The sequence below is a fragment of the Paraburkholderia sartisoli genome, from assembly GCF_900107685.1.
In the GTDB taxonomy this organism is placed as follows: domain Bacteria; phylum Pseudomonadota; class Gammaproteobacteria; order Burkholderiales; family Burkholderiaceae; genus Paraburkholderia; species Paraburkholderia sartisoli.
This window is the reverse complement of the sequence record NZ_FNRQ01000001.1, coordinates 1,330,391-1,343,929: the sequence shown is the minus strand read 5'-3', so window position 1 is coordinate 1,343,929 and position 13,539 is coordinate 1,330,391. Positions and strand designations below refer to the sequence as shown.

Sequence of the window (13,539 nt, the reverse complement as noted above, 5' to 3'; positions counted from 1 at the left end):
ACCGAAGCGCGGAACGTTACTTCTTTTTCTGCGGCGGCAGGTCGGTACAGACGCCTTCGTACAATTCAGCCGCCATGCCGATCGACTCGCCGAGCGTCGGGTGCGGATGGATTGTCTTGCCGATATCCGTCGCGTCCGCGCCCATTTCAACGGCGAGGCACACTTCGCTGATCAGGTCGCCGGCGTTCAGCCCGACGATGCCGCCGCCGATCACGCGATGCGTCTCTTCGTCGAAGAGCAGCTTCGTGAAGCCTTCGTCGCGGCCGTTGGCGATCGCGCGACCCGACGCGGCCCACGGGAACACCGCCTTGCCGTACTTGATGCCTTCGGCCTTGAGCTGGTCTTCCGTCTTGCCGGCCCACGCCACTTCCGGATCGGTGTAGGCCACCGACGGAATCTGCAGCGCGTCGAAGTACGCCTTCTCGCCATGCGCCACTTCGGCGGCGACGTGCGCCTCGTGTACGGCCTTGTGCGCGAGCATCGGCTGGCCGACGATATCGCCGATCGCGAAAATGTGCGGCACGTTCGTGCGCATCTGCTTGTCGACGTTGATGAAGCCGCGATCGGTCACCGCGACGCCCGCCTTGTCCGCGCCGATCTTCTTGCCGTTCGGGCTGCGGCCCACGGCGACCAGCACGAGGTCGTAGCGTTGTGCTTCGGCCGGAGCCTTCTCGCCTTCGAATGAAACGTAGATGCCGTCGGCCTTCGCTTCGGCGTTCGTCGTTCGGGTCTTCAGCATGACGTTCGCGAAACGCTTGCTGTTGTACTTCTCCCAGACCTTGACGAGATCGCGGTCGGCGCCCGCCATCAGGCCGTCGAGCATTTCGACGACGTCGATCTGCGCGCCGAGCGTGGCGTACACCGTCGCCATTTCCAGACCGATGATGCCGCCGCCGATCACGAGCATGCGCTGCGGAATCTGGCGCAACTCCAGCGCACCGGTCGAATCGACCACACGCGGATCTTCGGGAATGAACGGCAGCTTCACCGCTTCCGAGCCCGCGGCGATGATCGCCTGCTTGAACTTGACGACCTTCCTGCCGCCCTCGGTCTGCACTTCCATGTGATTCGGCCCGACGAACGCGCCGGTGCCGGTCACGACCTCGACCTTGCGCATCTTCGCCATGCCGGCAAGGCCGCCTGTCAGCTTCTTGACAACGCCCGACTTGAAGTCGCGCAGCTTGTCGAGATCGATCTGCGGCTTGCCGAACGTGATGCCGTGCGAGCCGAGCGCCTCGGCTTCGTCGATGACGAGCGCGGTGTGCAGCAGCGCCTTCGACGGAATACAGCCGACGTTCAGACACACGCCGCCGAGCGTCGCATAGCGCTCGACGAGCACAGTGTTCATGCCGAGATCGGCCGAACGGAACGCGGCCGAATAACCGCCAGGACCTGAACCGAGCACGAGCATGTCGCATTCGATGTCGGCGCTGCCGGAGAAGCTTGCGGCTTGCGGCGCGGCGGCCGGCTGTTTTGCCGCCTCCGCGGGCGCGGCCGCAGCAGCAGCCGGCGCGGGCGCTTTCTCAGGTTCTTTCGCGGCCGCTTTGGGCGCGCCGGCACCGGCGCCTGCCGATTCGACGATCGCGATGACCGTGCCCTGCGAGACCTTGTCACCGGCCTTGACCTTGACTTCCTTGACCGTGCCGGCGGTGTCGCTCGGCACCTCGATGGACGCCTTGTCCGATTCGAGCGTCATGAGCGCCTGCTCGACCTCGATGGTGTCGCCCGGCTTGATATTGACTTCGATGACATCGACGTCCTTGAAATCGCCGATGTCCGGCACCTTCACTTCGACGAGACTCATTAGTGTCCCCTTCTCTTATTGACCGTGTGATGCGGGAAAGCGAAATCCGTCGAACGAGCTGTGTGGAAGGCGTGAAAGCAGAAGTGACACACCCTTTGCCGCCCGCCGGAAAGCGACGCGGACAGACCGACGCGAAAGCAGGTTCGACGGAAGACGTGAATCACCTGTATCAGATGACCCACGCCCCGCGGATATCAAAGAATCACACGCCGGAAATCGGCAAGCACCGCAGCGAGATAAGCGTTGAACCGGGCCGCTTCCGCGCCATCGATCACGCGATGGTCATACGACAGCGACAGCGGCAACGTCAGGCGGGGAACGAACTGCTTCCCGTCCCATACCGGCTTCATCGCACCGCGCGACAAGCCGAGAATCGCGACTTCGGGCGCGTTGATGATCGGCGTGAAATGCGTGCCGCCAATGCCGCCAAGCGACGAGATCGAGAAGCAGCCACCCTGCATCTGGTCCGGCTTCAGCTTGCCTTCGCGCGCGGCCTTCGACATCTCGGCCATTTCCTTCGCGATCTCGACGAGGCCTTTCTTGTCGGCATCGCGGATCACCGGCACGACCAGGCCATTCGGCGTATCGGCGGCGAAACCCACGTTGTAATACTGCTTGAAGACGAGGTTATCGCCATCGAAGCTCGCATTGAACGTCGGGAATTTCTTCAGCGCGTAGACGACCGCCTTGATCACGAACGCGAGCATCGTGAACTTCACGCCCGCCTTCTCGTGTTCCTTGTTCAACTGCACGCGCAGCGCTTCGAGCTCGGTGATATCCGCTTCGTCGTTGTTCGTGACGTGCGGAATCATGACCCAGTTGCGATGCAGGTTCGCACCCGAAATCTTCTTGATGCGCGACAGCGGCTTCGGATCGACCGGACCGAATTTCGCGAAGTCGACCTTCGGCCACGGCAGCAGGTTCAACTCGCCACCACCCGCGGCGGCCGGCGCGCCCGCCGGCGCAGCACGCTGACCGGACATGACGCCCTTCACGAACGCGGTGACATCGTCTTGCGTGATACGGCCTTTCGGTCCCGTACCCGGCACGCGTGACACGTCGACGCCGAGTTCGCGTGCGAACTTGCGTACGGACGGCGACGCGTGGCTGGGGCGGACACCGCCGACACCCGCCGGGATCAGCGGAGCCTGGGCAAGCGCGGACGGCGAAGCCGGCGCCGGTGCGGGCGCCTGCGGCGCGTCGGCCGGCTTTTCGACTTCGCGCTTCGGCGCCGCTGCAGCCGGCGCCGCGGCGGGAGCCGCGCCTTCCGTCTCGAGCAGCACGATCACCGAGCCTTCCGACACGTTGTCGCCGACCTTGACCTTCACTTCCTTCACGACGCCGGCAGCCGAACTCGGCACATCCATCGTCGCCTTGTCGGATTCAAGCGTGACGAGCGACTGTTCCTTCTCGACGCGATCGCCCACCTTGACCGCGACTTCGATCACAGGGATGTCCTTGTAATCGCCAATATCCGGAACCTTCACTTCCTGCACGCCGCCGCCTGCGGCAGGCGCGGCAGCGGGGGCCGCTGCCGGTGCCGCTTCCTTCGCCGGCGCGGGGGCAGCGGCTGCTTGCGCACCGCCGGCCTCGCCTTCCAGCACGACGATCAGCGAGCCTTCCGACACGTTGTCGCCGACCTTGACCTTCACTTCCTTCACGACGCCGGCGGCCGAACTCGGCACGTCCATGGTCGCCTTGTCGGATTCCAGCGTGACGAGCGACTGCTCTTTTTCGACGGTGTCACCCGCCTTCACCAGCACCTCGATCACAGGAATGTCCTTGTAATCGCCGATGTCCGGCACCTTGACTTCGATCGCTTGACTCATTGTTAGTGTCTCCTGGGCCGCACGCGCCTTCCCGCCCCTTCGGGCGGCAAGGCACGCGCATGGCACACGGGGGCGATGCCTTAGACGGTCATCGGGTTGGGTTTAGCGGGATCAAGGTTGTATTTCTTGAGGGCATCGGCCACAACCTTGCGCTCAATCGTACCTTCATCTGCGAGCGCATTCAGCGCGGCGACGGTGACCCAGTAACGGTCGACTTCGAAGAAGTGACGCAGCTTCTCACGCGTATCCGAACGGCCGAACCCGTCGGTGCCGAGCACGACGAAACGTTGCGGCACGAACGCGCGGATCTGCTCGGTCAGCGCGCGGATGTAGTCGGTCGAAGCGATGACCGGGCCCGGCGCATCCTTCAGCAGCTTCTCGACGTGCGAGATCTTCTTTTCTTCCGTCGGGTGCAGCAGGTTCCAGCGCTGCACTTCGTGACCTTCGCGGGCCAGTTCGGTCAGGCTCGGAACGCTCCACAGGTCGGCTGCGACGCCCCAGTCGTTCTTCAGCAGATCGGCTGCGGCAATCACTTCGTTGAAGATCGTGCCCGCGCCCATCAGCTGGACGCGCGGCGCCTTCCTGTCGGCTTCAGCCTTGCGGAAGGCGTACATGCCCTTGATGATGTCGGCCGCCACGCTCTCCTGGCCCGCGCCCTGCGGCATCGCAGGATGCTCGTAGTTTTCGTTCATCACCGTGACGTAGTAGTACACGTCTTCCTGCTCCTGCACCATGCGGCGCAGACCGTCCTGCATGATGACGGCGAGTTCGTAGCCGAACGTCGGGTCATAGCTCACGCAGTTCGGCACCGAAGCCGCCCACATGAGCGAGTGACCGTCTTCGTGCTGCAGACCTTCGCCGTTCAGCGTCGTGCGGCCAGCCGTGCCGCCCAGCAGGAAGCCGCGCGCGCGCATGTCGCCCGCCGCCCAGGCCAGGTCGCCGATACGCTGGAAGCCGAACATCGAATAGAAGATGTAGAACGGGATCATGATCTCGCCGTGCGTCGAATACGACGTCGCGGCTGCGATCCAGTCACACATCCCGCCGGCTTCGTTGATCCCTTCCTGCAGGATCTGGCCGGTTTCCGATTCGCGGTAGAACATCAGCTGGTCGGAATCTTCCGGCACGTACTTCTGGCCGTCCTGATTCCAGATGCCGATCTGACGGAAGAGGCCTTCCATGCCGAACGTGCGCGATTCATCCGGCACGATCGGCACGACGCGTTTGCCGAGCGCCTTGTCCTTCAGCAGGATGTTCAGGATCCGCACGAACGCCATCGTCGTGGAGATCTCGCGGCCTTCGCCCGTGCCCTTCAGGAGCGGCTCGAACGCGCTCAGGTCCGGCACCGGCAGCGATTCGGCCTTCTGGCGACGCGCCGGCAGGTAACCGCCCAGTTCCTGGCGGCGGCTGCGCATGTATTCGAGTTCCTTCGAGCCTTCCTCGAACTGCAGGTAAGGCACATCGACGATCTGGTCGTCAGGAATCGGCAGACGGAACTGGTCGCGGAATTTCTTCAGCTGGTCCACCTGCATCTTCTTCTGCTGGTGGGTGATGTTCATCGCCTGGCCGGCTTCGCCCATCCCGTAACCCTTGATCGTCTTCGCGAGGATCACGGTCGGATGGCCCTTCGAATTCGACGCTTCGTGGAATGCCGCGTAGATCTTGTGCGGATCGTGGCCGCCACGATTCAGGTTCCAGATGTCCTCATCGGACCAGTCGGCGACCAGCGCCTTCAGTTCCGGCGTATTGAAGAAGTGCTCGCGAACGAACGCGCCCGACTCCGACTTGTACGTCTGGTACTCGCCGTCGACGGCTTCCATCATGCGGCGCATCAGCGCGCCCGACTTGTCGCGCTGGAACAGCGCATCCCAGCGGCTGCCCCAGATGACCTTGATGACGTTCCAGCCCGCGCCGCGGAATTCGCTTTCGAGTTCCTGGATGATCTTGCCGTTGCCGCGCACCGGGCCGTCGAGACGCTGCAGGTTGCAGTTGATCACGAAGACGAGGTTGTCGAGGCGTTCGCGGCCGGCCATGCCGATCGCGCCGAGCGATTCCGGTTCGTCGGTCTCGCCGTCGCCGAGGAACGCCCACACCTTGCGGCCGTCGGTCTTCGCCACACCGCGCGCCTGCAGGTACTTCATGAAGCGCGCCTGATAGATCGCCATGATCGGGCCGAGGCCCATCGAGACGGTCGGGAACTGCCAGAAGTCCGGCATCAGCCACGGGTGCGGATAGGACGAGATGCCCTCGCCGCCCACTTCCTGACGGAAGTTGTCGAGCTGGTTTTCGGTCAGGCGGCCGAGCAGGAACGCGCGCGAGTACACACCCGGCGAAGAATGGCCCTGCACGAACACGAGGTCGCCGCCGTGCTGGTCCGACGGCGCGTGCCAGAAATGGTTGTAGCCGACGTCATACAGCGTGGCCGCCGAGGCGAATGACGCGATATGGCCGCCGACGTTGGTGTCCTTGCCCGCGCGCAGCACCATGGCAATGGCGTTCCAGCGCGTGTACGAACGGATGCGGTGCTCGATATCCTGGTCGCCCGGGATCTGCACCTGATTCACGACGGGAATCGTGTTGATGTACGGGGTGTTCGCGGAGAACGGCAGATGTTCGCCGTGTACACGGGCGAATTCGATCTGCTTTTCGATCAGATAGTGAGCACGGTCCGGACCGACCGCAGAAATCACGCCATCCAGCGCTTCCAGCCATTCGCCGGTTTCCTGGGGATCGTCGTCTTTTTCGGCGGCGACATATTTCATCACTTCGTCGGGTACAGCGGACATACTCGTCTCCTGGATATGAGGAACGCTCTTTGAACAGACGACGCGGACGAGGTCCGACCGCGGCAGCTTTCCGGAGATTGTAATGAAGCGCGAGACGTCTCCGCAACCAAAATTTCAAATCGCGAGATTAATTCTCATAATGCGGAAAATTGTTGCGGCGCACACAGAATTCACTGAAGAGTCGCGAATACGTCGGCTAGTTTGCGCCGATCAGCGCCACTTTCGAGCGTTTTTTGCGTTAATTTGCCAGGACACGCTGCGCTACAATGCCACGCATGTTGACCGAACGCCTTTTTGCACGCTCGGCGCGACCGTCCGGCTCGCCGGCGGATACGGCGCCGTCCCGCTGGCACCATGGACCATGGTGGTCGAACTCCTATTTGCTCACGCCGCTCCTGTCGATCCTCGTGTTCCTGATCGTCATGAGCCTGATTCTCTGGAGCCTGAACCGGCGCGAGCAGCAGACCCAGGAAGACACGCTCTACCGTAACGTCGCGTGGGCGCAGCAGCAGATCCGCCTGTCGATGACCGGCGCGCAGGAACAGGTGCAGGCGCTGTCGCGCGATCTCGTCGCCGGCCACGGCGATCCGCATTCGTTCCAGGTGTCCACCACGGACATCATGCAGGGGCATCCCGAAATCCTCTACATGAACTGGTACACGAGCCAGCAACAGCCGCGCTGGCCCAATACCGCTCTGCCGGTGTTCGGCCAGCGTCTCGCCAAACCGAGTGACAACCAGATGGACGAGGCCGTGAAGGCCGCGTTCGCCGAAGCGCGCGACACGCGCCGCCAGGTGTATTCGCCGCTGATCTACGACGACGTCGGCAACGGCTACATCACGCTGCAGACGCCCGTGTATCGCGACCGCGAGTTTCTCGGCACGATCGCCGCGGTGTTTTCGGTCGAGGGGATACTCAAGCACGACATCCCGCCCGAGCTTTCGGCGAAGTACAAGATCTCGATCATCGACGTCAACAACCACGAGCTGGCCACGACGTCGACGCGTCCGCGCCTGCCGCGCGACGCGTTCTACGACCTGCCGCTCGATCCGCCCGGCCAGGGCGTGTCGGTGCGCGTGTACGCGTATCCGCAGATGACCAACTTCACGAACAACACGCTCGTCTGGCTCGTCGCCGGGCTGTCGTGTTTCGTGCTGTGGAGCCTGTGGAGCCTGTGGAAGCACACGCGCCAGCGCTTCGAGGCGCAGCAGGCGCTGTACGCCGAGGCGTTCTTTCGCCGCGCGATGGAAAACTCGGTGCTGATCGGCATGCGCGTGCTCGACATGCACGGCCGCATCACGCACGTGAACCCGGCGTTCTGCCGCATGACCGGCTGGGACGAAAGCGACCTGAACGGCAAGACCGCGCCCTTCCCCTACTGGCCGCGCGACGCCTACCCGGAAATGCAGCGCCAGCTCGACATGACGCTGCGCGGCAAGGCGCCTTCGTCTGGGTTCGAGCTGCGCGTGCGCCGCAAGGACGGCTCGCTGTTCCACGCACGCCTGTATGTGTCGCCGCTGATCGACAGCTCGGGGCGCCAGACCGGCTGGATGTCGTCGATGACGGACATCACCGAGCCGAAGCGCGCCCGCGAGGAGCTCGCCGCCGCGCACGAGCGTTTCACGACCGTGCTGGAAAGCCTCGATGCCGCCGTGTCCGTGCTCGCCGCCGACGAAGCCGAACTGCTGTTCGCGAACCGTTACTACCGGCACCTGTTCGGCATCCGCCCGGACGGCCATCTGGAACTGGCGGGCGCGGGCTTCGACAACGCGCAGGCTTCGTCCGACTCGATCGACATGGTCGACGCGTACGCCGGGCTGCCAGCCGCCGCGCTGACGGAAAGCACCGCCGACGCGCAGGAAGTCTATGTGCAGGGTATCCAGAAATGGTTCGAGGTCCGGCGCCAGTACATCCAGTGGGTGGACGGCCATCTGGCGCAGATGCAGATCGCGACCGACATCACGACGCGCAAGCAGGCACAGGAACTCGCGCGCCAGCAGGACGAAAAACTGCAGTTCACGAGCCGCCTGATGACGATGGGCGAAATGGCCTCTTCGCTGGCTCACGAACTGAACCAGCCGCTCGCCGCGATCAATAACTATTGCTCAGGAACCGTTGCGCTGGTTAAATCTGGCCGGACGACTCCGGACAACCTGTTACCCGTTCTCGAAAAGACCGCGCAACAGGCTGTGCGGGCCGGCATGATCATCAAGCGGATTCGCGAGTTCGTGAAGCGCAGCGAGCCGAAGCGCCAGGCCACCCGCGTGTCGGATATCGTCGCGGATGCCGTGGGTCTGGCCGAAATCGAGGCTCGCAAGCGCCGCATCCGCATCGTGACCGACATGCGTTCGCGTCTGCCCGTGATCTACGTCGATCCGGTGCTGATCGAGCAGGTGCTCGTGAACCTGCTGAAGAACGCCGCCGAAGCGATGCACGACGCGCGGCCGAACGCGGTCGATCCGGTGATCCGCGTGGTTGTGCGCACGGAGAACGGCTTTGTCAGCATCAACGTCGTCGACCAGGGGCCGGGCGTCGACGAAGGCACGGCCGAACGCCTTTTTGAACCGTTTTACAGTACGAAGTCCGATGGCATGGGAATGGGGCTCAACATTTGCCGTTCCATTATCGAATCCCATCGCGGCCGCCTGTGGGTGGTGAACAACGTCGAATCCGACGGCCACATCACAGGCGCCACGTTCCATTGCAGTCTGCCTATTGGAGAGCCCGACGGCCCGAGCAACGGCGGGTCAGAGGCGCCGACACCACAAACCGTTACGGGAGAGACATGAACACGCCAGTCACCACACAGGAAACCGTCTTTGTCGTCGACGATGACGAGGCCGTGCGAGATTCACTGCGCTGGCTACTGGAGGCGAACGGTTATCGCGTGCAGTGCTTCTCCAGCGCGGAGCAGTTCATCGAGGCCTACCAGCCCGCCCAGCACGCCGGCCAGATCGCGTGCCTGATTCTCGACGTGCGGATGCAGGGCATGAGCGGTCTCGAGTTGCAGGAACGCCTGATCGCCGACAACGCGTCGCTGCCGATCATCTTCGTGACGGGTCACGGCGACGTGCCGATGGCCGTGTCGACGATGAAAAAAGGCGCGATGGATTTCATCGAAAAGCCGTTCGACGAAGCCGAACTGCGCAAGCTGGTCGAGCGCATGCTCGACAAGGCGCGCAGCGAAAGCAGCAGCGTGCAGCAGCAACGCGCGGCGGCCGAGCGTCTCGGCAAGCTGACGGCGCGCGAGCATCAGGTGCTCGAGCGGATCATCGCGGGGCGCCTGAACAAGCAGATCGCCGACGACCTCGGCATCAGCATCAAGACCGTCGAGGCGCACCGCGCCAACATCATGGAAAAGCTCAACGTCAACACCGTCGCCGATCTGCTGCGACTGGCGCTGTCGAACAAGCCGCAACCGCAGTAAGTCGGCCATTGACGCATGCCGGAGAGCCCTTCGACGGGCTGTCCGGCATGCGTGCCCCTCCCCTTTGTTGTCCATTGCCTCCCGCCATGGGCTGCGCACGCGTCGAAAGTCGACGGTCTTCGCTTTGTTAGTTATCCGATTGATCGACCATTCGGCGATGAGCGTTTCATTTCGCGAAACGTCACATTTCATCATGATGATTGACAGTGTCATGCTGCCCCCTTAATTTAGGCAGACTTGACGCGCGCCGACGACGCGGCATTCGCCGCTGAAAACCTATGCACGTGTCATAAAAGCCGGGAGGACTTCATCGTGAAACTGTCCGGAGCACATCATCGACGTGTGCTGGTTCTGTGTGCCACGCTGGCTGGCGCGCCCATGCTGGCTGGGCTCGCGCCCACCGCAGCACACGCGCAGACGCAGGCGCCCCCGGCGGCGAAGCTGTCGAACCAGCAGCTCGACTCGCTGACCGCGCCGATTGCCCTTTACCCGGATGCGCTGCTCGCGCAGGTGCTGATGGCGTCCACGTATCCACAGGACGTGAATGCGGCTGCCGCGTGGTCAAAGGCCAATTCGAAGCTCTCGGGCGATGCGGCCGTGACGGCCGTCGCCTCGCAGCCATGGGACCCGAGCGTGCAGTCACTGGTCGCGTTTCCGCAGGTGCTGGCCACGATGGCGTCGAAGCCAGACTGGGTCACGCAGCTTGGCAACGCCTTTCTCGCGCAATCCAGTGACGTGATGGATTCGGTGCAACGGCTTCGCAAGCAGGCGCAGCAGGCCGGCAACCTGAAATCGAGCGAGCAGCAGAAGGTCGTGGTCGAACAGAACACGATCCAGATCCAGCCCGCCAGTCCGCAGGTCGTCTATGTGCCGACCTACAACCCGACGGTCGTCTATGGCGCATGGCCGTATCCGGCGTATCCGCCCGTCTATGTGCCGCCGCCTCCCGGCTACGCGGTGGCGACAGGGCTCGCAGCGGGGCTCGCGTTTGGCGCGGGCGTGGCGATCACGAATTCGCTGTGGGGCGGTTTCAACTGGAACAACCACGACGTCAATATCAACGTTAATCGCTACAACAACATTAACGTCAACAACCGCATCAACGCGAATTCCAGCACGGCGAACTGGAACCACAACGTCAATCGCAACACGAACAACCTGAACCGGACGCAGAACAACCTCGGCGGCGTCAACCAGGCGCAGCGCGACCAGTTCCGCGGCCGGGACAATTCGCGCGATCAGGCACGGCAGACCTTGCAGGCGCGCACGGGCCAGAACGTCAACGGTCCGGCGAGCCAGCGGGTTCAGGACATCCATCAGGGTGGCAACGCGGGCGCCCGCAACGGCGCCAATGCGGGCACCCGTCCCGGAGCGAACGGCGGCGGCGTGAGCAACAACGACCTGCGCAACCGTGCGCAGAACACGAACCGCGACAACGCGCTACGCGGCGCGGGCGACGGCAACGGCGCACGTCAGGACGCCCAGCGCGGCCAGGCAAGCCGCGATGCGCTGGCGAGCCGCTCCGGCGGCGGCGGTGGCGGTCTCGGCGCCAATGGCGGTGGTCAGCAACGCGCGGGCGGCGGTCTCGGTGCCAACGGTGGCGGCCAGCGCAGTGGCGGCGGTGGTGGATTGCGAGGCGGCGGCGGTGGTGGCGGCCATATCGGCCGGCATCGTTGAACGGTCAAAAGGAGTTTCTGATGATTCGCTTACCTGCACGCGACACATGGCGCGCCTATGCAACCGCGGCCGCCCTCGCGCTCGGCACGACGTCCACGATGCTGGTGGCGCCGGTGCTGCTGCTCGGCACGACATCGGCTCATGCACAGGCCGTCTACGCGACGCCCGACGCGGCGGCCAATGCCTTCGTCGACGCCATCGCCCGCAACGACCACACGGAGCTGCAACACGTTCTCGGCAACGACTATCCCCGCTTCATCCCGACTGAGTCCATCGATCAGGATGACATCCTCGCGTTCCTGGGGGCATGGGCGAAGGAGCACCAGATCGTCACCGAGGCCGCGCCGCAGAACGGCCACACAACGGCCCATCTGGCAGTCGGCACCGACGGCTGGACGCTGCCGATCCCGCTTGAGCAGACGGCGAAGGGCTGGCGTTTCGATCCCCCTGCCGCGCGGGACGAGATCCTCACGCGACGCATCGGCCGCAATGAGCGCGCGGCCATGCTCACGTCGCTCGCCTACATCGACGCGCAGAACGACTACCACAACGTCACGCAGCACTACGCGCAGAAGTTCGTCAGCGCGTCGGGCAAACGCGACGGCCTGTACTGGGACAGCGCGCCGGGTGAACCGGAAAGCCCGCTCGGGCCGCTCGCCGCCACGATGCCGGGCGGCATCCATCCCGACGAGGCGTATCACGGGTATCACTACCGGATCCTCACCGCGCAGGGTTCGCACGCGAAAGGCGGCGCGCAGAGCTATGTGGAAGGCGGCGAGATGGAGAAGGGCTTCGGCCTCGTCGCGTGGCCGGCGGAGTACGGCAAGACGGGCGTGATGAGCTTCATCGTCAATCAGGACGGCCAGCTCTACCAGAAGAATCTCGGGCCACGGACGCCGCGCGCCGCAGCGTCCATCAAGTCCTTCGATCCTGATTCTTCCTGGCAGGCGACCCAGCCCTGAGCGGCCGGTCCCGCAGGGCGCGACGGTATAATGTGAGACTTCGCAGCGGCGCGGATTCCGCGCCGCGCGCTTTTCGTCACGCCGCATCACGTGCCGGCAGGCGTCACGACGCACTCATGTGCTCGAACACCTGTCACGCGTCCAGCGCGCGCTCGCATTCCGAACCGCCCATTCTCGACCGACCATGACAGCCACCCTCATCGACGGCAACGCCCTCTCCCGAACCTTGCGCGCCGACGTCGCCACACGCGCCGCCGTCCTCGCCGCCCGCGGTCATCAGCCGGGCCTTGCCGTCGTACTCGTCGGCGACAATCCGGCGAGCGAGGTCTATGTGCGCAACAAGGTGAAGGCGTGCCAGGACAATGGCCTTTTCTCTTCGTATGACCGGTATCCGGCCTCGCTGTCGGAAGACGATCTGCTGGCCCGCATCGACGAACTGAACGGCGATCCACAGATTCACGGCATTCTGGTCCAGCTACCGCTGCCGCCGCATATCGACAGCCACAAGGTCATCGAGGCAATCGCGCCGGAAAAGGACGTCGACGGCTTTCACGTGGCCAACGCCGGCGCGCTGATGACCGGCAAGCCGCTGTTTCGTCCATGCACGCCGTATGGCGTGATGAAGATGTTCGAGGCGTTCGATATCGACCTGAAAGGCGCTGAAGCCGTGGTGATCGGCCGTTCGAATATCGTCGGCAAGCCGATGGCGCTGCTGCTGCTCGCAGCCGGCGCGACCGTCACGATCTGCCACAGCAAGACCCGCGATCTCGCCGCGCATACGCGTAACGCCGACGTGGTCGTCGCGGCCACGGGCCTGCGCAACATCCTGACGGCCGGCATGGTGAAACCAGGCGCGACGGTCATCGACGTCGGCATGAATCGCGACGATGCCGGCAAGCTGTGTGGCGATGTCGACTTCGCGGGCGTGAAGGAAGTGGCCGGCCACATCACGCCGGTGCCGGGCGGCGTCGGGCCGATGACGATCACGATGCTGCTCGTCAACACGATCGAAGCGGCCGAACGCGCGGCGGACGCGGCCGCTGCCTGAAGTTGC

8 protein-coding genes are annotated in these 13,539 nt (G+C 64.1%); 5 read left to right on the top strand and 3 right to left on the bottom strand.

The features are described 5' to 3' along the window. Positions 1-16 precede the first annotated feature (16 nt). The 3 genes from lpdA to aceE form a co-directional block, all read right to left on the bottom strand. Positions 17-1,804, bottom strand: coding sequence for a dihydrolipoyl dehydrogenase (gene lpdA, locus BLV45_RS06075; protein ID WP_090530303.1), 1,788 nt, complete (start codon positions 1,802-1,804; stop codon positions 17-19). A 194-nt stretch (positions 1,805-1,998) separates the two neighbouring features. Further along, positions 1,999-3,633 (bottom strand): dihydrolipoyllysine-residue acetyltransferase, encoded by a 1,635-nt coding sequence (gene aceF / locus BLV45_RS06070; RefSeq protein WP_090530300.1) that lies wholly within the window; start codon positions 3,631-3,633, stop codon positions 1,999-2,001. Positions 3,634-3,713: 80 nt separating this feature from the next. Continuing rightward, positions 3,714-6,419: a pyruvate dehydrogenase (acetyl-transferring), homodimeric type gene (gene aceE, locus BLV45_RS06065; protein ID WP_090530297.1), complete on the bottom strand. Its 2,706-nt coding sequence runs from the start codon at positions 6,417-6,419 to the stop codon at positions 3,714-3,716. A gap of 275 nt (positions 6,420-6,694) precedes the next feature. Here aceE and fixL point away from each other — a divergent pair, with 275 nt between their 5' ends. The 5 genes from fixL (at position 6,695) to folD (ending at position 13,533) form a co-directional block, all read left to right on the top strand. After that, a complete protein-coding gene (gene fixL / locus BLV45_RS06060) occupies positions 6,695-9,208 on the top strand; it encodes an oxygen sensor histidine kinase FixL (RefSeq protein ID WP_090530293.1) in 2,514 nt (837 codons plus the stop codon). Beyond that, complete coding sequence (fixJ, locus tag BLV45_RS06055) at positions 9,205-9,846, top strand: oxygen response regulator transcription factor FixJ (protein WP_090530290.1); 642 nt, start codon at positions 9,205-9,207, stop codon at positions 9,844-9,846. Before fixL ends, fixJ begins: the two co-directional genes overlap by 4 nt. 312 nt (positions 9,847-10,158) lie before the next feature. Continuing rightward, positions 10,159-11,523, top strand: a complete 1,365-nt coding sequence (locus BLV45_RS06050) for a DUF3300 domain-containing protein (RefSeq protein ID WP_090531209.1) — start codon at positions 10,159-10,161, stop codon at positions 11,521-11,523. Between the two features lie 20 nt (positions 11,524-11,543). Then, the gene (locus tag BLV45_RS06045) at positions 11,544-12,485 is read left to right on the top strand and encodes a DUF2950 domain-containing protein (RefSeq protein WP_090530287.1); all 942 of its coding nucleotides are present in this window, start codon (positions 11,544-11,546) and stop codon (positions 12,483-12,485) included. Positions 12,486-12,669: 184 nt separating this feature from the next. Continuing rightward, positions 12,670-13,533, top strand: a complete 864-nt coding sequence (gene folD / locus BLV45_RS06040) for a bifunctional methylenetetrahydrofolate dehydrogenase/methenyltetrahydrofolate cyclohydrolase FolD (protein WP_090530284.1) — start codon at positions 12,670-12,672, stop codon at positions 13,531-13,533. Positions 13,534-13,539: the final 6 nt, after the last annotated feature.

Bases quoted from the DNA above. Each gene is read 5' to 3' on its own strand.
- lpdA (WP_090530303.1), bottom strand. From the start codon at position 1,804: ATGAGTCTCGTCGAAGTGAAGGTGCCGGACATCGGCGATTTCAAGGAC.
- aceE (WP_090530297.1), bottom strand. From the start codon at position 6,419: ATGTCCGCTGTACCCGACGAAGTGATGAAATATGTCGCCGCCGAAAAA.
- aceF (WP_090530300.1), bottom strand. From the start codon at position 3,633: ATGAGTCAAGCGATCGAAGTCAAGGTGCCGGACATCGGCGATTACAAG.
- folD (WP_090530284.1), top strand. From the start codon at position 12,670: ATGACAGCCACCCTCATCGACGGCAACGCCCTCTCCCGAACCTTGCGC.
- fixJ (WP_090530290.1), top strand. From the start codon at position 9,205: ATGAACACGCCAGTCACCACACAGGAAACCGTCTTTGTCGTCGACGAT.
- BLV45_RS06045 (WP_090530287.1), top strand. From the start codon at position 11,544: ATGATTCGCTTACCTGCACGCGACACATGGCGCGCCTATGCAACCGCG.
- fixL (WP_090530293.1), top strand. From the start codon at position 6,695: ATGTTGACCGAACGCCTTTTTGCACGCTCGGCGCGACCGTCCGGCTCG.